The organism is Micromonospora yasonensis, from assembly GCF_026013475.1.
Classification (GTDB): domain Bacteria; phylum Actinomycetota; class Actinomycetes; order Mycobacteriales; family Micromonosporaceae; genus Micromonospora; species Micromonospora yasonensis.
The window spans coordinates 1-20,695 of sequence record NZ_JAPDPH010000128.1; the positions used below are offsets into that span (position 1 = coordinate 1).

General features: G+C 72.6%; 21 protein-coding genes and 2 pseudogenes. 10 read left to right on the top strand and 13 right to left on the bottom strand.

Annotation, left to right across the window (positions count from 1 at the left end; genetic code table 11):
• Positions 1-770, top strand: a 770-nt coding sequence (locus ONA70_RS23115) for a DUF3866 family protein (protein WP_265008569.1), incomplete at its 5' end; no start/stop codon positions are given.
• Between the two features lie 89 nt (positions 771-859).
• Here ONA70_RS23115 and ONA70_RS23120 read toward each other — a convergent pair.
• The gene (locus ONA70_RS23120) at positions 860-1,078 is read right to left on the bottom strand and encodes a hypothetical protein (protein WP_265008570.1); all 219 of its coding nucleotides are present in this window, start codon (positions 1,076-1,078) and stop codon (positions 860-862) included.
• Between the two features lie 58 nt (positions 1,079-1,136).
• Complete coding sequence (gene pafA / locus ONA70_RS23125) at positions 1,137-2,495, bottom strand: Pup--protein ligase (protein ID WP_265008571.1); 1,359 nt, start codon at positions 2,493-2,495, stop codon at positions 1,137-1,139.
• 192 nt (positions 2,496-2,687) lie between these two features.
• Here pafA and ONA70_RS23130 point away from each other — a divergent pair.
• Positions 2,688-2,843, top strand: a pseudogene (locus tag ONA70_RS23130) (dTDP-glucose 4,6-dehydratase); the annotation flags it as partial.
• A 60-nt stretch (positions 2,844-2,903) separates the two neighbouring features.
• Here ONA70_RS23130 and prcA read toward each other — a convergent pair.
• The 6 genes from prcA to arc form a co-directional block, all read right to left on the bottom strand.
• Positions 2,904-3,743: a proteasome subunit alpha gene (prcA, locus tag ONA70_RS23135; protein ID WP_265008573.1), complete on the bottom strand. Its 840-nt coding sequence runs from the start codon at positions 3,741-3,743 to the stop codon at positions 2,904-2,906.
• A 60-nt stretch (positions 3,744-3,803) separates the two neighbouring features.
• Complete coding sequence (gene prcB / locus ONA70_RS23140; RefSeq protein ID WP_265008574.1) at positions 3,804-4,643, bottom strand: proteasome subunit beta; 840 nt, start codon at positions 4,641-4,643, stop codon at positions 3,804-3,806.
• Positions 4,562-4,771 carry an endonuclease VII domain-containing protein gene (locus ONA70_RS23145; RefSeq protein ID WP_319958213.1) on the bottom strand — a complete coding sequence of 70 codons (210 nt, stop codon included), beginning with the start codon at positions 4,769-4,771 and terminating at the stop codon, positions 4,562-4,564. The genes prcB and ONA70_RS23145 overlap by 82 nt, the downstream gene beginning before the upstream one ends.
• 253 nt (positions 4,772-5,024) lie before the next feature.
• The gene (locus ONA70_RS23150; protein ID WP_073836803.1) at positions 5,025-5,231 is read right to left on the bottom strand and encodes a ubiquitin-like protein Pup; all 207 of its coding nucleotides are present in this window, start codon (positions 5,229-5,231) and stop codon (positions 5,025-5,027) included.
• A gap of 114 nt (positions 5,232-5,345) precedes the next feature.
• Positions 5,346-6,863, bottom strand: coding sequence for a depupylase/deamidase Dop (gene dop, locus ONA70_RS23155; protein WP_406601232.1), 1,518 nt, complete (start codon positions 6,861-6,863; stop codon positions 5,346-5,348).
• A 149-nt stretch (positions 6,864-7,012) separates the two neighbouring features.
• A complete protein-coding gene (gene arc / locus ONA70_RS23160) occupies positions 7,013-8,794 on the bottom strand; it encodes a proteasome ATPase (protein ID WP_265008575.1) in 1,782 nt (593 codons plus the stop codon).
• 177 nt (positions 8,795-8,971) lie between these two features.
• Here arc and ONA70_RS23165 point away from each other — a divergent pair, with 177 nt between their 5' ends.
• Positions 8,972-9,265, top strand: coding sequence for a ferredoxin (locus ONA70_RS23165; protein WP_265008576.1), 294 nt, complete (start codon positions 8,972-8,974; stop codon positions 9,263-9,265).
• Positions 9,266-9,317: 52 nt separating this feature from the next.
• Here the strand turns inward: ONA70_RS23165 and ONA70_RS23170 are convergent, their stop codons facing one another.
• The 3 genes from ONA70_RS23170 to ONA70_RS23180 all read right to left on the bottom strand — a co-directional run bounded on the left by ONA70_RS23170 (position 9,318) and on the right by ONA70_RS23180 (position 12,141).
• On the bottom strand, positions 9,318-9,890 hold the full coding sequence (locus ONA70_RS23170) for a hypothetical protein (RefSeq protein WP_265008577.1): 573 nt from the start codon (positions 9,888-9,890) through the stop codon (positions 9,318-9,320).
• Between the two features lie 143 nt (positions 9,891-10,033).
• Positions 10,034-10,993 (bottom strand): tRNA (adenine-N1)-methyltransferase, encoded by a 960-nt coding sequence (locus tag ONA70_RS23175; RefSeq protein WP_265008578.1) that lies wholly within the window; start codon positions 10,991-10,993, stop codon positions 10,034-10,036.
• Positions 10,990-12,141 carry a site-2 protease family protein gene (locus tag ONA70_RS23180; RefSeq protein ID WP_406601233.1) on the bottom strand — a complete coding sequence of 384 codons (1,152 nt, stop codon included), beginning with the start codon at positions 12,139-12,141 and terminating at the stop codon, positions 10,990-10,992. The genes ONA70_RS23175 and ONA70_RS23180 overlap by 4 nt, the downstream gene beginning before the upstream one ends.
• Positions 12,142-12,213: 72 nt before the next feature.
• Between ONA70_RS23180 and ONA70_RS23185 the strand changes: the two genes are divergently transcribed.
• From ONA70_RS23185 to ONA70_RS23205, 5 genes are all read left to right on the top strand, one after another.
• Positions 12,214-13,122 (top strand): RecB family exonuclease, encoded by a 909-nt coding sequence (locus tag ONA70_RS23185; protein ID WP_265008579.1) that lies wholly within the window; start codon positions 12,214-12,216, stop codon positions 13,120-13,122.
• A 76-nt stretch (positions 13,123-13,198) separates the two neighbouring features.
• Positions 13,199-14,392: a sensor histidine kinase gene (locus ONA70_RS23190; protein WP_265008580.1), complete on the top strand. Its 1,194-nt coding sequence runs from the start codon at positions 13,199-13,201 to the stop codon at positions 14,390-14,392.
• 20 nt (positions 14,393-14,412) lie between these two features.
• Positions 14,413-15,132 carry a response regulator gene (locus ONA70_RS23195; RefSeq protein ID WP_265008581.1) on the top strand — a complete coding sequence of 240 codons (720 nt, stop codon included), beginning with the start codon at positions 14,413-14,415 and terminating at the stop codon, positions 15,130-15,132.
• Positions 15,133-15,366: 234 nt separating this feature from the next.
• On the top strand, positions 15,367-16,137 hold the full coding sequence (locus ONA70_RS23200) for an ABC transporter ATP-binding protein (protein ID WP_265008582.1): 771 nt from the start codon (positions 15,367-15,369) through the stop codon (positions 16,135-16,137).
• Entirely contained in the window at positions 16,134-18,686 is a 2,553-nt protein-coding gene (locus ONA70_RS23205) for an ABC transporter permease (RefSeq protein ID WP_265008583.1), read from the top strand. Before ONA70_RS23200 ends, ONA70_RS23205 begins: the two co-directional genes overlap by 4 nt.
• Before the next feature lie 54 nt (positions 18,687-18,740).
• Here ONA70_RS23205 and ONA70_RS23210 read toward each other — a convergent pair whose 3' ends face one another.
• Positions 18,741-19,388 (bottom strand): HAD family hydrolase, encoded by a 648-nt coding sequence (locus ONA70_RS23210; protein WP_265008584.1) that lies wholly within the window; start codon positions 19,386-19,388, stop codon positions 18,741-18,743.
• Positions 19,389-19,502: 114 nt separating this feature from the next.
• Positions 19,503-19,784, bottom strand: a pseudogene (locus tag ONA70_RS23215) (neutral zinc metallopeptidase); the annotation flags it as partial.
• Between the two features lie 25 nt (positions 19,785-19,809).
• Between ONA70_RS23215 and ONA70_RS23220 the strand changes: the two are divergent.
• Together ONA70_RS23220 and ONA70_RS23225 are read left to right on the top strand one after the other, a co-directional pair.
• A complete protein-coding gene (locus ONA70_RS23220; protein WP_265008585.1) occupies positions 19,810-20,226 on the top strand; it encodes a hypothetical protein in 417 nt (138 codons plus the stop codon).
• 78 nt (positions 20,227-20,304) lie between these two features.
• The coding region (locus tag ONA70_RS23225) for a class I SAM-dependent methyltransferase (protein ID WP_265008586.1) at positions 20,305-20,695 on the top strand (391 nt) is incomplete at its 3' end.

Genomic DNA, 20,695 nt, shown 5'->3' on the forward strand with positions numbered 1-20,695 from the left:
CTCGCCCTGGCCACGACCGCCACCATCGCCGCCGCGTGCGCCACCGCGTTCGGCTGGACGGGATGCCGGTGGTCACCGCCGACCTGCACTCCGCCCTCCCGGCGATCCTCGCCGGCGTACGCGCCGACGCCCCGCGGGCCCGGGTGGCGTACCTGCTCACCGACGGCGGGGCGCTGCCGGCCTGGTTCTCCCGCACCCTGGCCGGGCTGGCCGGGCACCTCGTCGGCACGATCACCGTGGGCCAGGCGTTCGGCGGCGACCTGGAAGCCAGCACCCTGCACAGCGGCCTGCTCGCCGCCCGGCACGTGCTGCACGCCGACCTCGCGATCGTCGCCCAGGGCCCCGGCAACCTCGGCACCGGCACCCGCTGGGGGTTCTCCGGGGTGGCCGTCGGGGAGGCGGTCAACGCCGTCGCCACGCTGGGCGGGCGGCCCGTCGGCTCGCTGCGCATCTCCGACGCCGACCCCCGGCCCCGGCACCGGGGGGTCTCCCACCACAGCCTCACCGCGTACGGCCGAGTGGCCCTCGCGCCGGCGGAGCTGGTGGTGCCGGACGGCCTCGACCCGGCGCTCGCCGCCCAGGTGGACGCGGCCCTGGCGCCGCTCGCCGGCCGGCACCGGATCGTCAGCGTGCCCGCCGACGGCCTCGACGCGGCGCTGCGGGCCAGCCCGGTGGGCCTGTCCACGATGGGTCGCGGGCTCGACGCCGACCACGCCTACTTCCTGGCGGCGGCCGCCGCCGGCCGCCGTGCCGCCGCCCTCGCCGGCTGACCGGCGACACCGAGGCCGTCCACCTCAGGTCGCCGAGGCCAGTCGCCACCGCCAGGTGATCACGCCCGCCCCGACGGTGACCGGTCCGCTCAGCCGAGGTAAAAGATCAACCCCAACCAGGCGACCACGATGAGGATCAGCGCGGCCGCCAGCACCCAGGTCGGCACGGTGTACTCGCCACGGCGGTTGCGCTCGATCTCGGCGCGGATCTTCTCCCGGCGCCGGTCGATCCAGTTGAGCTTCTCGGTGCCGCCGTCGCGGTCCGGTCGGCCGCCGCGCTCGCGGTCGGCGGGTTCGGAAGTGTTCATCGCCACGCCAGCGTACCGGTGGCGCGGCGGCCGGTGCCGGGGCACCGGCCGCCCTCGATCACATGCTGGCGATCAGCCGTTCCACCCGCTCGTCGTACGCCCGGAACGGGTCCTTGCACAGCACCGTGCGCTGCGCCTGGTCGTTCAGCTTCAGGTGCACCCAGTCGACGGTGAAGTCGCGCCGCTTCTCCTGGGCGTGCCGAATGAACTCACCGCGCAGCCGCGCCCGGGTGGTCTGCGGCGGCGTCTCCTTCGCCTCGAAGATCTCCGGGTCGGTCGCCACCCGGTCCACCTCGCCGCGCCGCTCCAGCAGCCCGTACAGGCCGCGCCCGCGACGCAGGTCGTGGTACGCCAGGTCCATCTGCGCCACCCGCGGGTGCGACAGCGGCAGGTCGTGCTTGCGCTGGTACCGCTCGATCAACTTCAGCTTCGTCACCCAGTCGATCTCGCGGGCCACCGGGTCGAGGTCACCGGTCTCCACCGCCCGCAGCACCCGGGCCCACAGGTCCACCACCCGCTTCGCGGTCTGGTCCCCGCCCCGGCGCTCCACGAACTCCGTCGCCTTGGCCAGGTATTCCTGCTGGATCTCCAGCGCCGAGACCTCCTTGCCGGAGGTTAGCCGGACCTTGCGCCGGCCGGTGATGTCGTGCGACACCTCCCGGATCGCCCGAATCGGATTCTCCAGCGACAGGTCCCGCATCATCACCCCGGCCTCGATCATCCGCAGCACGATGTCGGCGGTGCCGACCTTCAGCAGCGTGGTGACCTCGTTCATGTTCGAGTCACCGACGATCACGTGTAGCCGGCGGTAACGCTCGGCGTCCGCGTGCGGCTCGTCCCGGGTGTTGATGATCGGGCGGCTCCGGGTGGTCGCCGAGGAGACGCCCTCCCAGATGTGCTCGGCCCGCTGCGACAGGCAGTAGACCGCGCCGCGCGGCGTCTGCAGCACCTTCCCCGCGCCGCAGATCAGCTGCCTGGTGACCAGGAACGGGATCAGCACGTCCGCCAGGCGGCCGAACTCCCCGTGCCGGGACACCAGGTAGTTCTCGTGACAGCCGTACGAGTTGCCGGCCGAGTCGGTGTTGTTCTTGAACAGGTAGATCTCACCCGCGATGCCCTCGTCGTGCAGCCGCTTCTCCGCGTCGACGAGCAGCCCCTCCAGGATCCGCTCCCCCGCCCGGTCGTGTGCGACCAGGTCGGTCACCGAGTCGCACTCCGGGGTCGCGTACTCCGGGTGCGAGCCCACATCCAGGTAGAGGCGGGCCCCGTTGCGCAGGAACACGTTGCTCGACCTGCCCCACGACACCACCCGCCGGAACAGGTACCGCGCGACCTCGTCGGGGGACAGCCGGCGCTGCCCGCGATAGGTGCAGGTGACGCCGTACTCGGTCTCGAGGCCGAAGATTCGCCGCTCCATGATGTGACACTAGCCGCCCGAGCCACCCGATGGGCAACGCTCAACCCGGTGGTTCCACCGGCGTCCCCCGCGGGCGCCGTCCGGGCATCCCACCGCGCGCAACTCCCGCACCCGGCACGGCCGGCCACCGTGCGGATCGTGGTCACCGGCGACGCCGGCTACCTCCGGTCGGCGTACGTCAACGCCGCCCATAAGGACCACGACCGCCGGTACGCGCTGGACGGCACCGTCAGCCGCCGGGAGCGGGGCTGGTCGCCCACCGTCGACTTCGATCAGGGGCTGGCCGCCACCGGGCGGTGGTACCGGGACAACCGGGCCTGGTGGACGCCACTCAAGCGACCCCGCTGACCCGCGCGCCGGCCGCCGGACGGACCCGGGCCGCCACTCGGCGACGGCCCGGCGGTCACGTCACTGCGCGGGTTCGCCGCCCGCCTCGTCCTGCTGGCCCTCCAGGTCGGTCGAACCAGCCGACGTGGTCGGCTTCTTCGCCTCCTCGGTGGGCACCGTCGGGGTCTTCGCCCGGCCCGGCGCCGGCGCGGTGTCCGCCGCCTCCCCGTCCAGCAGCGCGGTCAGCGCCGCCCCGGTGATCCGGCGGAACGTCCGCCCCACGCGACGGCGGTCCAGGACCGCCACCTCCAACTGGTTGGCGGCGATGGTACGGCTCGCGCCGCCTTCCCCGCCCACGCTGCTCAGCGCCTTCACCGCGGCCCGGACCGCCTCCGACAGCGACATGTCCGGCCGGTGCTCGTTCTTCAGCACCCCGGTGATCGCCTCGGCCTGGCCGCCCATCGCCATTCGGCCCGGCTCGTCGTTGACCGACCCGTCGTAGGTCAGCCGGTAGATCGAGTCGTCGTCCGGCGTCGCGCCCACCTCCGCCACGCAGATCTCCACCTCGAACGGCTTCGACTGCTCGGTGAAGATCGCGCCCAGCGTCTGCGCGAACGCGTTGGCCAGACCCAGGCCGGTCACGTCCCGCCGGTCGTAGCTCAGGCCGTTCAGGTCGGCCATCCGCACCCCGGCGCGGCGCAGGTTCTCGAACTCGTTGTACCGGCCCACCGCGGCGAAGCCGATCCGGTCGTAGATCTCACTGACCTTGTGCAGGGTGCTGGAGAGGTTCTCCGCGACGAAGAGCACCCCGCCCTCGTAGCTCAGGACCACCGCGCTGCGGCCCCGGGCGATGCCCTTACGGGCCAGCTCGGAGCGGTCGCGCATGATCTGCTCGGGGGAGGCGTAGAACTGCATGGCCACGGCGGCGGTTCTCCTTCGGGCGCTGTGCTGCGGACTGCTGACGGGTCAGGTGGGAGCGGCTCAGCCGCCGGGGTTCTCCATCCGGCCGGCCACGACGCTCTCCGCGATCGCCGCCGTCTCGGCGTCGGTGAGCCGGTGGGTGCCCTCCGCCGTCGCGGTCATCACCACCGGGTAGATCCTGCGGGTCAGGTCCGGCCCACCGGTCGCGGTGTCGTCGTCGGCCGCGTCGTACAGCGCCTCGACGGCGAGCCGTACCGCGTCGTCGACCGACAGGCCCGCGCGGAACCGCTTCTTCAGCGCCGACTTGGCGAACAGCGAGCCGGAGCCGATCGCGTCGTAGCCGGTCTCCTCGTACGGGCCGCCGGTCACGTCGAAGCTGAAGATCCGGCCGGCGCGGGCCGGGTCGAGCGCCGCCAGGTCGAACCCGGCGAAGAGCGGGATCACCGCCAGGCCCTGCATGGCCGCGCCCAGGTTGCCCCGGATCATCGAGGCCAGCCGGTTGGCCTTGCCGTCGAGCGAGAGCATCGCGCCCTCGATCTTCTCGTAGTGCTCCAGCTCCACCTGGAACAGTCGCATCAGCTCGATGCCGATGCCCGCGGTGCCCGCGATACCGACCAGCGAGTACGCGTCGGCCGGGTGCACCTTCTCGATGTCCCGCTGGGCGATCAGGTTGCCCATCGTGGCGCGCCGGTCGCCGGCCATCACCACACCGCCGGCGGCCGAGATGGCCACGATGGTGGTCGCGTGCGGCGCCATGTCGGCGGCCATGCCGGGCGGCAGCGGCCGTCGGCCGGGCAGCATCTCGGGGGCGACCTTGCTCAGGAACGCTGTGAAGGACGACGTCCCCGCGTTGGTGAACACATCTGGTAGACGCCCGGATGGATCAAAACCCGCTGCCACGTGGTTCCTCTCAGGTACGTGATCGCCCTGGCCAGCCTCGCGGGACTGTCCCGGAACTGGCCAAGACCACCGTTGCAGTTGAAGCAGAGTATCCCGCGCACCCACCCGGTGCGATGATCGTGGTCCACATGTTCCGGATCGGGGCCACCGCTCCCGGAACTCCTTCTACGTCAGGCCGTGGACGACCTGAACGACAGCCGCCTACCGCGGTTCGACCCCGTGCTCGCGACGGCTCGCCCGCGTGTGGGCCGCCGCGCAGGTCTCACCGTAGAACCGGGCCGTCGGGGCGCCGCCGCCTGCGGTGGACGGCCACCACAGGCGAGACCAACCGGATCGAGGACAGACCGTGTCCGATGCCGTACGGCAAGTCGGACATTGCGGTCATTGTCCGCCTTTCTGGACGTATCCCCTCACGAATTCCTCTGCGTTTTCCTCCAGGACGGAGTCGATCTCGTCGAGCAGGTCGTCGACGTCCTCGGTGATCTCGGCGTGCCGCTCGGCAACCTCGGGGTTGGCCTGCGCGGTGACCTCCTCGACCTCCTCGTGCGACTTGCCGGACTGGGTCTGCCCGCCTTCTTGCGTCGCCATGGTGCTGCCTCCTCCACGATCGCCTGCGATCAACTTACCTCGCCCGGGCGACGAAAAGCCCGTCGCGCGCCGGGTTCCTCGACGCGTGACGGGCTCCGCGTGGCGCCCGGCGGCTCAGCCGCCGGTGAGCATCTCCAGGAGGTCCTTGGCGCTCGCGCACCGGTCGAAGAGCTCCCCGACGTGCTTGCGGGTACCCCGCTCCGGTTCCATCATCGGCACCCGGACCAGCGACTCGCGGCCCACGTCGAAGATGACCGAGTCCCAGCTCGCGGCGACCACCTCGGAGGCGTACTGGGCGAGGCACCGACCACGGAAGTAGGCGCGGGTGTCCTCCGGCGGCTCGGTCATCGCGGTGCGGGTCTGCTCGTCGCTGAGCAGGGTCTTCATCGAGCCGCGCTGGACCAGCCGGTGGTAGAGGCCCTTCTCCGGCCGCACGTCGGAGTACTGCAGGTCGACCAGTTGGAGCTTGTGCGAGCCCCAGGCGAGCTTCTCCCGCTCCCGGTAGCCCTCCAGCAGCCGCAGCTTGGCCACCCAGTCCAGTTCGTCGGCGCAGAGGAAGGCGTCCCGGCCGAGCCGGTCGAGCACGCTCTCCCAGCGGTCGAGCACGTCGGCGGTCTGCTCGTCCAGGTCGTCGCCGTACCGGTCGTCCACGAAGGACCGGACCCGTTCGAGGTAGGCCCACTGCACGTCAAGGGCGGTGAGCTTGCGGCCGTCGCGCAGCCGCATGAGGTGCTTGAGCGACGGGTCGTGACTGACCGCGCGCAGCTCGCTGACCGGGTCGGCGATGCCCAGGTCGGGGGTGAGCGCCTTCTCCTCGATCATGGTGAGGATCAGCGCGGTGGTGCCCACCTTGAGGTACGTGGAGATCTCCGACAGGTTGGCGTCGCCGATGATGACGTGCAGCCGGCGGTACTTGTCGGCGTCCGCGTGCGGCTCGTCGCGGGTGTTGATGATCGGCCGCTTGAGGGTGGTCTCCAGGCCCACCTCGACCTCGAAGAAGTCGGACCGCTGGGAGATCTGGAAGCCGCTCTGGCCGCCGTCCTGGCCGATCCCGACCCGGCCGGCGCCGCACACCACCTGGCGGGTGACGAAGAACGGCGTCAGGTACGCCACGATGTCGGCGAACGGCGTCTGCCGGCGCATCAGGTAGTTCTCGTGGGCGCCGTAGCTGGCGCCCTTGTTGTCGGTGTTGTTCTTGTAGAGGTGGATCGGATGGGTGCCCGGGATGGTGGCGGCCCGCCGGGCCGCCTCGGCCATCACCCGCTCCCCCGCCTTGTCCCAGCGCACCACGTCGAGGGGGTTGGTCACCTCGGGGGTGGAGTACTCCGGGTGGGCGTGGTCGACGTACAGCCGGGCGCCGTTGGTGAGTATGACGTTGGCCAGCCCCAGGTCCTCGTCAGCGAGCGCCTCGGCCGGGTCGTACGCGGCTCCCGAGTAGGTGAAGCCGCGGGCGTCGCGCAGTGGCGACTCTTCCTCGTAGTCCCAGCGCGCCCGGCCGCCCCGGTTGAGTTCGGGCCGCGCCCCGTAGGCGTTGACCACCTGCGAGGAGGTGACCATCGGGTTGGCCCCGGCCTGGCCGGGCACGGAGATGCCGTACTCGATCTCGGTGCCCATGATCCGTCTTACGCTCATCGACCTGCCCGCTCCGCTCGCCCGTCCCGGTCCCCCGTCACGTCGAGCGTAGTCGCCGTCACGCGCCGAGGGGGCACGGCAGGCCGGGCGCGGTAACGCGCGGAGGCCCGCGGCGCACCGCGCCGCGGGCCTCCGTCGTCGCCGTCGGACTAGAGGTACTGGCCGGTGTTGCTGGCGGTCTCGATGGACCGGCCGGCCTCGGCGCCCTTGCCGCCGGAGACGAGCGTACGGATGTAGACGATCCGCTCGCCCTTCTTGCCGGAGATGCGCGCCCAGTCGTCGGGGTTCGTGGTGTTGGGCAGGTCCTCGTTCTCCCGGAACTCGTCGACGCAGGCGTCGAGGAGATGCTGCAGGCGCAGCCCCTTGTGCCCGGAGGTGAGGAACTCCTTGATGGCCATCTTCTTGCCCCGGTCGACGATGTTCTGGATCATCGCGCCCGAGTTGAAGTCCTTGAAGTAGAGGACTTCCTTGTCGCCGTTGGCGTAGGTGACCTCGAGGAAGCGGTTCTCCTCGGTCTCCGAGTACATCCGCAGGACGACCGCGTCGATCATCGCCGCCACGGTGGCCTGCGGGTCGCCGCCGTGCTCGGCCAGGTCGTCCCCGTGCAGCGGCAGGCCGGCGAGGATGTACTTGGAGAAGATGTCCTTGGCCGCCTCGGCGTCCGGCCGCTCGATCTTGATCTTCACGTCGAGCCGGCCGGGGCGCAGGATCGCCGGGTCGATCATGTCTTCCCGGTTGGAGGCGCCGATGACGATGACGTTCTCCAGGCCCTCGACACCGTCGATCTCGCTGAGCAGCTGCGGGACGATGGTGTTCTCCACGTCGGAGGAGACGCCGGAGCCGCGGGTGCGGAAGACGGAGTCCATCTCGTCGAAGAACACGATCACCGGGGTGCCCTCGCTGGCCTTCTCCCGGGCCCGCTGGAAGATCAGCCGAATGTGCCGCTCGGTCTCGCCGACGTACTTGTTGAGCAGCTCGGGGCCCTTGATGTTGAGGAAGAAGCTGGTGTGCTTCTCCTCGCCGCGCCGTTCGGCGATCTTCTTGGCGAGGGAGTTGGCCACCGCCTTGGCGATCAGCGTCTTGCCGCAGCCGGGCGGGCCGTAGAGCAGGATGCCCTTCGGCGGCCGGAGCTGGTGCTCGCGGAACAGGTCGGCGTGCAGGAAGGGCAGCTCCACCGCGTCGCGGATCTGCTCGATCTGCGCCTGGAGGCCACCGATGTCCTCGTAGTCGACGTCGGGCACCTCCTCCAGCACCAGCTCCTCGACCTCGCTCTTCGGGATCCGCTCGTACGCGTACGCCGAGCGGGGCTCGATCATGAGCGAGTCGCCGGCCCTGATCGGGCTGCCGATCAGGGTCTCGGCGAGGTGCACGATGCGTTCCTCGTCGGAGTGGGAGACCACCAGAGCTCGGTCGCCCGGGGCGCCGCCGGGCCCGGCGAGCACCTCCTTGAGCATCACCACCTCGCCGACCCGCTCGTAGCCGAACGCGTCGACGATGTTGAGGGCGTCGTTGAGCAGGACCTCCTGGCCGCGGCGCAGCTCGTCGACCTCCAGCGAGGGCGAGACGGCGACGCGGAGCTTGCGCCCGCCGGTGAAGACGTCCACCGTGCCGTCGTCGTGTTTCGCCAGGAAGACGCCGTAGCCACTCGGCGGTTGCGCGAGGCGGTCGATCTCCTCCTTGAGCGTCACGATCTGCGCGCGAGCCTCCTTGAGGGTGCTCACGAGCCGTTCGTTGTTCTCGGTCAGCCGCGCCAACTGGGCCTGGGTGGCCGCCAGCCGCTCTTCGAGCTGCCGGACGTGTCGGGGGCTTTCGGTCAACTTGCGCCGCACCAGGGCGAGTTCCTCTTGCAGGAACGCGACCTGCGTGGAGAGATCGTGGGCCTCCTTCTCCCACCGTGCGGCGCGCGAGTCCGCGTCGTCGCTGCGTGCCACGTCCCACCTCCCCGGGGGGCTTGAACGTACTGAGCTAACACTAGCCGCTATGAGCTCGATTCGGTCCCACGCAACGCCCTCGTCACCGAAGCTTGATCGCCAAGGGCTGACCGACGGGCGGGTACGGGCGTTCGGGTACCGTCGGGGCGTGGGACGGGAGAACATGGGGGGTGCTTCGTGACCGACGTCGCGACAGACCAGCTTCAGGTCTGGGTGGACCAGGACCTCTGCACCGGTGACGGGCTGTGCGTGCAGTACGCGCCCGAGGTCTTCGAGTTCGACGTCGACGGCCTGGCGTACGTCAAGGGCGCGGACGGCGAGCTGCGGCAGGCCCCCGGCGCCCGGATCGACGTGCCGGAGCACCTGCGCCTCGAGGTGATCGACTCGGCGAAGGAGTGCCCGGGCGAGTGCATCCACGTGGTGCGGGCGGGCGACGGCGTCGAGGTGGCCGGCCCGGAGGCCGACGACTGACGAGCTGACGGATCGCGGGCCGGGACGCTCTCGTCCCCGGCCCGCGATCCATTTACAACATGGGACGACCGACCACCGAGGCGACAAGTCGGGCGAACTCCTCCAACCGGGCGATCTGCCCGGCCCCGCCGTCGTCGAGGGTCTTGCCGAAGCGCAGCGCGTCATGCCGCGGCGCACCGACCACCTCGTCGCCGGGCGGCGCCTCGTCCAGCGAGGTGAGCAGCAGGTAGACGTCGATGCTGTCGACCCGGACCTCGCCGGTGTCACTGCGGGTGAGCCGCCGCCGGCAGCCCACCTCGGTGACCGTCGAGACCGGGACCACCCGCAGCGAGGAGGTCATCGAGCCGGGTGGCCCCTCCCCCGGTGGCACGTCCTCGCCGTGCCAGAGGATCAGCCGGCTGCCGTCGCAGACGACGACCTCCTGCCAGACGCCGTTGACCTCGTTGACGAAGCGTTCCAGGGTGAAGCCGAGCACGGACGCCCCGCGCAGCACGCCGCCGAGGGCGTCCAGGGCGATGTCGGGGTCGCGCAGGTACGCCCGGGCCGCCGACTCCAGGTCGGCGTAGGGCGACCAGTCGGGGAAGACCGCGGGCAGGTCGCCGTTGCCGTAGCCGGGGCCGCTCACGCCGCCGCCTCCCGCTGTCGCCGTCCGTCGGGGCGCGCGCGCCGCGCCCCGGTCTGCTCGCTCATGCCACCGTCTCCGCCCGTCCGGTGCCGTTCCCGCCGGGACCCATGATCCACCCGCTCGCCCCTGTCCCCACAGGGGGGTCACGGCTGATCCGTTTCCTGCTCCGCCTCGGCCGCCGCCTGCCGCGCCGCCTCCGCCTCGCGCAGTGCCTGGCGGCGCTGGACGTACGCCTCGGCGCCCTTGCTGGGCTTGCGCCGGCGCGGCGGCGCGGTGACCCCGGGGGCGAGCTTGCGCGCGGAGACCAGGAACGCGGTGTGCGCGATCATCCGGTGGTCGGGACGGACGGCGAGCCCTTCGGCGTGCCAGTCCCGCACCAGCGACTCCCAGGCCCGGGGCTCGGTCCAGCCACCCCGCTCGCGCAGCGCCTCGACCAGCTCGGACAGCTGCGGGGTGGTGGCCACGTACCCGATGAAGACGCCGCCGGGGACGAGCGCCCGCTCGACCATGTCGAGGGTCTCCCACGGGGTGAGCATGTCCAGGATGATCCGGTCGAACCCGGTCTCCGGGCACTGGGCGACGTCGCCGACGTGTAGCCGCCAGGCCGGGTGCGGCCCGTTGAAGAACGCCTCGACGTTGCGCCGGGCGATCTGGGCGAAGTCCTCCCGCACCTCCCAGGAGTGCAGCTCGCCCTCGGTGCCGACGGCCCGCAGCAGCGAGCAGGAGAGCGCGCCGGAGCCGGCTCCGGCCTCCAGGACCTTCGCGCCGGGGAAGATGTCGCCCATGGCGACGATCTGCGCGGAGTCCTTCGGATAGATCACCTGGGCGCCGCGCGGCATGGAGAGCACGTAGTCCGACAGCAGCGGCCGCAGGGCCAGGAAGGCGGTGCCGCCGCCGGCGGTGGTGACCACACTGCCGTCGGGCAGGCCGATCAGCGTGTCGTGCTTGAGGATCCCCCGGTGGGTGTGGAACTCCTTGCCGGGCTCCAGCGTCACGGTGTGCATCCGCCCCTTGGGGTCGGTCAGCTGCACCCGGTCGCCGGGGCGGAACGGCCCTCGGTGAACAGGCGGCAGGGCCGGGACGGCGGAGGAATGTGCGGTCACGTGTTCGTCTTCCGTTTGGGTTCCAGGAGCTGAGCCAGATCCGCGATGTGCAGAACGCCGACGACATCTTCGCCTGCCGTCACGACGTACTGTGCGCCCGGGTGGCTGCGCACGGTCTCCATCACGTGCTCGCCGTCCGCGCCGACCGGCAGCGCGGGCAGGCTGCCCAGGTCGCGGGAGACCGCATCCACCGCGAGCCACGGCCGCCGTTCCGGGGGTACGGCGTCGGCCCGGGCCGGGTCGACCAGGGCGACCGGCCGGCCGGCGGCGTCGACCACGGCGAGCGCGGCACCGGGGGCGGGGGTCTCGGCACGCCTCCGCTGGGCCTCGGCCAGCGGGGTGCCGCTGGGCACCGGGAGTACCGGGCGGGCCAGCCGGGCCAGGTCGACCAGCGGGAGGCGGCGGCTGATCCGGGCCAGCCGGATGGACTGGCCGGCGCCCCGCCAGAGGGTGACGGCGACGAGCAGCATCAGCGGCAGGGCGAGCGGCGCGATGGCGCGGCGCAGGGTGAGCAGGACCACCAGGGCCAGGGTGGCCACGGCGACGGCCCGGCCGATCCAGCCGGCCACCTCGGTGCCCCGGTGCCGGTCCCGGGTGAGCGCCCACAAGGCGGCGCGCAGCGCCCGGCCGCCGTCGAGCGGCAGCCCGGGCAGGCTGTTGAAGACGGCGACCACGACGTTGGAGACGGCGAGCTGGAAGGCGAGCTGGTGGCCGAGCGTGCCGGCGGGCAGGGCGAGGGTGGCGGTGACGCCGGCCGCGCCGAGCACCGCGGAGACCGCCGGACCGGCGAGGGAGACCAGCAGGTCCACCTTGGGGCTGGGGGCGTCGCGGTCCATCTCGGTGTAGCCGCCGAGCAGCTCCAGCGTGATCCCTCGCACACCGATGCCGTACCGTCGGGCGGTCAGCGCGTGGCCCAGCTCGTGCAGCAGCACCGAGCCGAGCAGGGAGACCGCGAAGCCGAGGCCGACCAGGTAGCCGCCCAGGTGACCGAGGTCGAGCTGACGGCGGGCGAGCGACGCGTAGAGGACGGTGACGACCGCGGTGAGCAGCAGCATCGAGGCGTCGACGTGCAGCGGCACGCCAGCTACCCGAGCGACGGTCAGCCGGGTGCGGCGGGTCGGTCGGGTCCGCTGCTCCACCGGATCGATGGTACGCGGCGCGGATCATGCGCCGGTGCGGCGACGACGGCCCTGTCACACCGGTGCCCTAACCTTCCGGACATGACGGCGGAACCGGTGATCGACGCGCAGGAAACCCCGATGACGGCACCGCCCACGGTGCGGGCGTCGCTGTCGCCGTCGCGGGCAGCGGACTTCAAGACCTGTCCGCTGCTCTACCGGTTCCGCAGCATCGACCGGCTGCCCGAGCGCCCGACCGTGGAGCAGGCCCGGGGCACCCTGGTGCACGCGGTGCTGGAGCGGCTGTTCGACCTGCCGGCGGCGGCGCGGACCCCGCAGTCGGCCGGCGACCTGGTGGCCCCGCAGTGGGACCGGCTGGTCACCGAGCAGCCGGAGCTGGCGACCCTGTTCGCCGGCGGCGACGGCGCCGGGGTGGGCGAGTTCCTCCGCTCGGCGGCCGGGCTGCTGGAGGGCTACTTCGCGGTGGAGGACCCGCGCCGGCTGGAGCCGGCCGAGCGGGAGGCGTTGATCTCCGCGGTGGTCGACGAGGAGCTACTGATCCGGGGCTACCTGGACCGGCTCGACGTGGCCCCGGACGGCGCGCTGCGGGTGGTCGACTACAAGACCGGCGGGGCCCCGCGGGAGGCGTTCGAGGCGCGGGCGCTGTTCCAGCTCAAGTTCTACGCCCTGGTGCTGTGGCGGACCCGGGGCGTGGTGCCGCGGGTGCTGCGGCTGCTCTACCTCAAGGACGCCGAGGTCTGCGACTACACGCCCGACGCCGACGAGCTGGAGCGGTTCGAGCGCACGGTGGTGGCGCTGTGGCAGGCGATCGAGCAGGCCACCGCGCGGCAGGACTTCCGGCCCCGGCCCAGCCGGCTCTGCGACTGGTGCAGCCACCAGACGCTCTGCCCCAGTTTCGGCGGCACCCCGCCGCCGTTCCCGGCCGCCGGGCCCGGCGACCCGCTGACCGACGCCCGGTCCCGGCCGGTCGCCCCGGGCGCGGACGAGTGATCCTCCTCCTCCAGGAGGAGGCGGGGTTCGGCTTCGCCGACGACGGGGCACGCCGGGCGGCGGCTAGCGTCGTGGCATGACCAACCGGGTGCGGGCCTGGGCGCGCCGTCGCCCGCTGGGCGCCGACGCCGCCTTCGCGGTCGCGCTGGTGCTGGTGGAGGCGGCGGTGCTGCTGCTCACGCCACGCGAGCTGCGCCCCGGGCAGTTGTGGTCGGCGGTGGGCTGGAGCGCGCTGTCCGCCGCCCCGGTGGCCGCCCGCCGGGTCGCGCCGTGGCCGGCGGTCGGGGCCGCCCTGGTCAGCCTGGCGGTTCTGGCGCCGCTGAAGCACTCGCCGGCCGCCCACGGGCTGGCCTTCGTCGTGCTCACGTACACGATGGCGGCGCACCAGCGGGCCCGGCCGGCCGCGCTGGCCGCGGTGCTGCTGTGGACGCCGGTGCTGCTGGCCAACGTGGTCGTCCCGCCGGCGAGCGCGGTCCGGGTCGGGCCGGGGCTCCTGGTGCTCAACAGCCTGCTCACCGCGGCCGTGGCGTACGCGGTGGGGCGGGCCGTGCAGGCTCGCCGGCAGTCGACCCGGATGCTGCGCGAGCGGGCCCGGATCGCCGAGGCGACCCAGCGGTCCCTGGCCGAGCAGGCCGTCGCGGACGAGCGGCGGCGGATCGCCCGGGAACTGCACGACGTGGTGGCCCACCAGGTCAGCGTGATGGGGGTGCTGGCCACCGGGGCGCGCCGGGTGCTCCGCCGGGACCCGGACGCCGCCGACGAGGCCATGGCCACCGTCGAGGAGACCGGCCGAGCCACCCTGCGGGAGCTGCGCCGGCTGCTGGACGTGCTGCGCACCGACGCCGAGCAGGACGCCGAGTTGGCCCCGCAGCCGGGGCTGACCGCCGTCGAGACCCTGGTGGAGCAGGTACGGGAGGCCGGGCTGCCGGTGACGCTACGGGTCGACGGCACGCCGGCGCCGCTGGCCGAGGGGGTGGCGCTGGCCGTCTACCGGGTCATCCAGGAGGCGCTGACCAACGCGCTCAAGCACGCCGGCCGCGCCACCGCGCTGGTCCGGCTCACCTGGACCGACGGCTTCCTGGCGGTGGAGGTGACCGACACCGGCCGGGGGCCGGCCCCGGCGGCCGACCGGATCGGGCACGGCCTGGTGGGGATGCGGGAGCGGGTCGCCCTCTACGGTGGGGTGTTGCGGACCGGTCCGCGGCCCGGCGGCGGTTTCCGGGTGTACGCGCGGATCCCGCTCGAGTCCGCCGGGGCGGTTCCGGCATGAGCGCCGACGGGGGAACACGGATGACCGACAGCACGGCCAGGGCCCGCCCGGTCCGGGTCCTGCTCGCCGACGACCAACCGCTGCTGCGGACCGGGTTCCGGATGGTGCTGGGCACCGAGGAGGACCTGGACATCGTGGCGGAGGCCGCGGACGGCCTGGAGGCGGTGGAGCTGTCCCGCCGGCTGCTGCCGGACGTGGTGCTGATGGACATCCGGATGCCCCGGATGGACGGGGTGGCGGCGACCCGGGCGATCGTGGACGCCCGGCTGCCGGTACGGGTGCTCATCCTCACCACCTTCGACCTCGACGAGTACGTGGTCGGCGCGCTGCGGGCCGGGGCGAGCGGCTTCCTGGCCAAGGACGTGCCGGCCGAAGACCTGGTCACCGCGATCCGCACGGTCGCCGCCGGAGAGGCGGTGGTGGCGCCGCGGATCCTGCGCCGGCTGCTGGACCGGTTCGCCGACGCGCTGCCCGACCCGGCAGCCACCCCGCCGAAGGCGTTGAACGCGCTGACCGACCGGGAGCGGGAGGTGCTGGTGCAGGTGGCGCGGGGGCTGTCCAACGCCGAGATCGCCCGGGCACTGTCGGTCGGCGAGACCACGATCAAGACCCACGTCGGGCACGTGCTGACCAAGCTGGGGCTGCGGGACCGGGTGCAGGCCGTGGTGCTGGCGTACGAGACGGGCCTGGTCGCCCCGGGGCGTGAGCGCCGAGAGGGTGGCGACCGTCACGTACCGTGACCGTCGGACGCCCGGCATGGTTGACCCTGACGCGGCGTGACGTCCTAGCGTCGGCCGGGCCGCCGGGTCAGGGAGGACCCTGAGTCGATCTCGGGGGCGACCCCCGACGAGATTTCCGGCGACGGGTCCGCCCGAGGACGGACGGATCCTCGATCGCCTGCGGCGAGGATTGGTACGGCCGCACCGGTCAGCGGGGGCGGTGCGGAATCGGCAAAGACGGAAGAGGTGTATGACGTGACCGCGACGGTGGGGCGCCAGGCGCAGGCCGCGGCCCGGGCGAGCGATGTATGGAAGGTGTACGGCAGCGGCGAGGCGCAGGTCAGCGCCCTGCGGGGGGTGACCTGCGAGTTCGAGCGGGGCCGATTCACCGCCATCATGGGCCCGTCCGGTTCGGGCAAGTCCACGCTCATGCACTGCCTGGCCGGCCTGGACTCGGTCACCCAGGGCAGTGTCATGATCGGCGACACCACGGTGACCGGGCTGGGTGACGCCGGGCTGACGAAGCTGCGCCGGGACAAGGTGGGCTTCATCTTCCAGCAGTTCAACCTGCTGCCCACGCTCACCGCCCAGGAGAACATCCTGCTGCCGCTGTCCATCGCCGGCCGCAAGCCGGACCCGGCCTGGTACGACATCGTGATCGACACGGTGGGCCTGCGGGACCGGCTGGGGCACCGGCCGGCGCAGCTCTCCGGTGGCCAGCAGCAGCGGGTGGCGTGTGCCCGGGCCCTGGTCTCCCGCCCCGAGGTGATCTTCGCGGACGAGCCGACCGGCAACCTGGACTCCCGGTCCGGCGCCGAGGTGCTCAACTTCCTGCGCAACTCGGTCCGCGAGCACGGCCAGACCATCGTGATGGTCACCCACGACCCGACCGCCGCCGCCTACGCCGACCGGGTGGTCTTCCTGGCCGACGGGCAGATCGTCTCGGAGCTGATCGAGCCGACCGCCGACACCGTGCTGGACACCATGAAGAAGCTCGACACCCCGGCCGAGGTGAACGGCCGATGATTCGGGCGACGCTGAAGAGCCTGCTGGCCCGGAAGCTGCGGCTGATCCTCTCCGGGCTGGCGGTCGTGCTGGGGGTGATGTTCGTCTCCGGCGCGTTCGTGCTGACCGACACCCTCGGCCGCACCTTCGACGCGATCTTCGCCGACGCGTACGAGGGGGTGGACGTCAACGTCGCGGCCAAGCCCAAGATCGCGGTGTCGGAGATGGAGGGCGAGCAGACGGCCGCGCCGTTCCCGGCGGCGACGGTGGACAAGGTCCGCGCGGTGCCCGGGGTGGCCGAGGCCACCGGCGTGGTCGCCGCCGACGGGGCCCGGCTGATCGGCAGCAACGGCAAGGCGGTCGCCTCGTTCGGCCCGCCGCAGCTGGGTGAGAACTGGACCGGCACGTCCGAGCAGCTGCAGCTGAACCAGGGGCACGAGCCGCGGGCCGACGACGAGATCGTCATCAACCAGGGGCTCGCGACCGCCGGCAAGGTGAAACTCGGCGACCGGGTCGGGGTGCTCACGCCCCTGGAGCCGAAGCAGGAGTTCACCATCGTCGGCATCTTCGGCTACAGCGGCGGCCGCGACTCGATCGGCGGCAGCAACGAGATCATGTTCACCACCCCGACGGCGCAACGGCTGATGCTGGGCCAGCCGAACACCTTCAACAGTGTGACGGTCAAGGCCGCCGGCGGGGTCACCGACGAGTCGCTGCGCGATGCGGTGGCCGGTGCCGTGGGTGACGGTTACGTGGTCAAGACCGGCGAGCAGCTCTCCACCGAGGCCGCGCAGGGCTTCAAGGAGGCGCTGTCCTTCTTCAACCGGATCCTGCTCGGCTTCGCGGCGGTGGCGCTGCTGGTCGGCACGTTCCTGATCCTCAACACCTTCTCGATCATCGTGGCGCAGCGGACCCGCGAGCTGGCCCTGATGCGGGCCGTCGGGGCGAGCCGCCGACAGATGATCGGCTCGGTGGTGCTGGAGGCCATCGCGGTGGGCCTGATCGCCTCGGTGTTCGGCCTGGCCGCCGGCGTCGGCGTCGGCGCGCTGCTGGCGTGGGCGTTCGGCAACCTCGCCGGGGGCCTCACGCTGGCCGGGATCGGCGTCCCGGCGGCGGCGGTGATCGGCGCGTTCTCGGTCGGCCTGGTGATCACCGTGGTGGCGGCGCTGCTGCCGGCGCTGCGCGCGTCCCGGATCCCGCCGATCGCGGCGATGCAGGACGTGGCCACCCCGGACCGGCCGCTGACCCGGATCACGGTGTCCGGCGCGCTGGTCACCGCGGTCGGCGCCGCGTTGCTCTTCCTCGGGCTCAGCGGCAACGCCGGGGGCAACGGCCTGGCCATCATCCTGGGCGGCGTGCTCTTCACCTTCATCGGCGTGGCGCTGCTGACCCCGTTGATCAGCCGCCCGGTGGTCGCCCTGCTGGGCGCGATCTTCGCCTGGTCGGTGCCGGGCAAGCTGGGACGGCTCAACTCCGGCCGCAACCCCCGCCGTACGGCGATCACCGCCGCCGCGCTGATGGTCGGCATCGCCCTGGTCACCGGGGTGACGGTGATCCTCGACTCGGCGAAGGGAAGCATCAGCGCGCTGGCGAAGGACACCATCAAGGCGGAGCTGGTGATCGCCGGGTCGCAGAACGGCCCACGACCGCCGAGCTTCGATCCGGCGGTGCTGGACAAGGCGGCGGCGATCCCCGGCGTGCAGCTGGTTGACGGCGAGTACGGCGACATGGCCGTGGTCAACGGCGAACGGACCTGGGTGGCCGCGTCCAGCGACGTCGCCGCGCTGGAGCGGATCTTCGGGGCGAAGGCCACCGCCGGCGACATCAGCCGGCTGGGCCCGGAGCAGATGCTGTTCAGCTCCGACACCGCCAAGTCCCGGGGTGTCTCGGTCGGCACGAGGGTGACCGTGCAGCTGTCCCGTGGCGAGGCCCGCACCTACACGGTCAGCGGCATCTACCAGGGCTCACAGCTGACCAACCCGGTGGTGCTGCCTCCGCAGGCGGCCCGCGACTTCGCCATCCCGCAGCCGGTCCAGGGCTTCGTGCAGCTCGCCCCGGGCACCCGGGTGACCGACGTCCAGCCTCAGGTGGAGCGGCTGCTCGCGGACTCCCCCGAGGTGTCGGTGGCCGACCGGGACGCGTTCATCAAGCAGCAGACCGGCTCGCTCGACGGGCTGCTCACGATGATCCAGATCCTGCTGGCGCTGGCCATCGTGATCGCGGTGCTCGGCATCGTGAACACCCTGGCGCTGTCGGTGCTGGAACGTACCCGGGAGCTGGGCCTGCTGCGGGCGATCGGGCTGCGCCGGGCGCAGACCATGCGCATGATCACCGTCGAGGCGGTGGTGATCTCGGTGTTCGGCGCGCTGCTGGGCGTCGTCGTCGGCAGCGGCCTCGGCGCCGCCGTGGTCCGCGCGCTGAAGAAGGAGGGGATCAACGACCTGATCCTGCCCTGGGGTCAGATGGGGGTCATGCTCGGCCTGGCCGCGATCGTCGGGGTGGTCGCCGCGGTCCTGCCGGCGATCCGGGCCGCCCGGATCAACGTGCTGGGCGCCATCGCCCACGAGTGAGGTGAAGGAGGGGCCCCTTGTTAACAGACGTCTGTTAACAAGGGGCCCCTCCTTTCACGCCGGCGGGTCGCCGAGCAGCGCCGCGAGCAGCTCCAGGTCCGCGCCGGTCAGGCTCTCCAACTGATGTACGCCGTCGGTCGGCGGCAGCGGCACCTCGGCCGGTACGGCCAGCACGGCGGCCCCGGCGGCCAGGGCGCTGGCCACGCCGGTCGACGAGTCCTCGATCGCCACGCAACGGACGATCGGCACGTCGAGCAGCCGCGCGGCGGTCAGGTAGGGCTCCGGGTGCGGCTTGGTGGCGTCCACCTCGTCGCCGCAGACCACCGCGTCGAAGCTGTCCCGGCCGAGGGTGTCGAGGGCGACCTCGACCAGCGGCCGGACGCTGGAGGTGACCAGGGCGGTGGGGATGCCCGCGGCGCGGACCGCGCGCAGCAGCGCCAGCGCGCCCGGCCGCCAGCGCAGACCGGTGCGGAACAGGTCCAGGATCCGCGCGTTGATCCAGTCGGCGCTGGCCTGCGCGTCCCGCTCCGGCTGGCCGAGGTCGTCGTGCAGGATCCGCATGGACGCGGCCATGCTGGTGCCGATCATCGCCTTGCGGGCGGTGTCGGACAGGGTGCCGCCGTACACGGCGGCCAGCTCCTGCAACGCCACGTCCCACAGCTTCTCGCTGTCGACCAGGGTGCCGTCCATGTCGAAGAGCACGGCGGCGGGGTGTCTGCTGCTCAGCTGGGGCCTCCTCGGGTGGGCGTACCCGCCGATCCTCTCAGCCGTGCCCTCGGCCGGGTCAACCGTCCCCGGCAAGGGTGACCTGCGGCATCAGCCGAGCCCACAGGCGGCCAGCGAGTTCTCGTAGCCCCGGAAGAACGAGTCGCTGCGCTGTTCGGCGGTGCCGTGCGAACCCTCGGCGAACCAGGGCTGGTCGGGGTCGTCGCCGACCGCGAGCAGTCCCTCCCGGAACTCGTCCAGGTCGCCGCGGTCGAGGGCGAGCACCTTGTCGCGTACGTTGTCGCCGATGTACGCCCCGGCCATGCAGTCGGCCTGCAGCTCCTGCTCGATGGTGAAGTCGTAGCGGATGCCGAGGCGCACCCGCACGCCGTGGACGGTCACCGATACAGTTCCCCGCGTGACTCACCCGGTGGCCCACGCGAGCATCGTCTACTGGCGACGGAGCATCTGGAACGGCCGGCGCTGCGTGCCGGTGCTGATGACCCTCGACCAGGGCTGGCTGCGCGCCCGGGACCGCGCCAGCGCGGACCTGTTCGCCGTACCGGCCGGGCAGGTGAGCGGCCGGTTGTCCCGGCTCGGCACCCTGCTGCTCACCGTCGGCGGCCGGCGGTACGCCCTGGTGGGACGCGGCTCGGACATCTCGCCGAAGCCGAGCCCGGAGCAGCGGCGCGATTTCGCCGACTTCTGGGCCGGCCGCCCGGCCCCGGCGTCCGGGGGGCCGGGCTTCCTCGACCTGGTCTTCAACGGTGCCGCCGCCTGGCAGACCCGGACCTGGCGGGACGCCCTGGCCGCCGGCGGGGCGGCCCTCCGCTGACCCGAGGATCGCCGCGGCCGGACTCACGGCGAGCAGCCGTGGGGCGCGCCACGCCCGGACGCCGCTACGCTGCCCATCATGATCGACGCGGACTTCGACGCGCACGAACGAGCCCGCTGGGCGGGACGGGCCGAGGCGTACCAGCGCAGCTTCGGCCGGCTCTGCGCGTACCCGGCGGAGGCGCTGCTGGACGCGGCGGCGGTGCGGGCCGGGCGGCGGGTGATCGACGTCGGCACCGGGCCGGGCACGGTCGCGGCGGCGGCGCTGGCGCGCGGCGCCGAGGTGGTGGCGGTCGACGGCGAGCCGAGCATGCTCGACGCCGCCCGGCGGACGGCGCCTGGCGCGGTGCTGGTCCGGGCGGTGCTGCCGCGGCTGCCGGTGCCCACCGACGGCGCCGACGCGGCGGTGGCCAACTTCGTGCTCAACCACGTCGGCGACCCGGCCGCCGGGGTGGCCGAGCTGCGCCGGG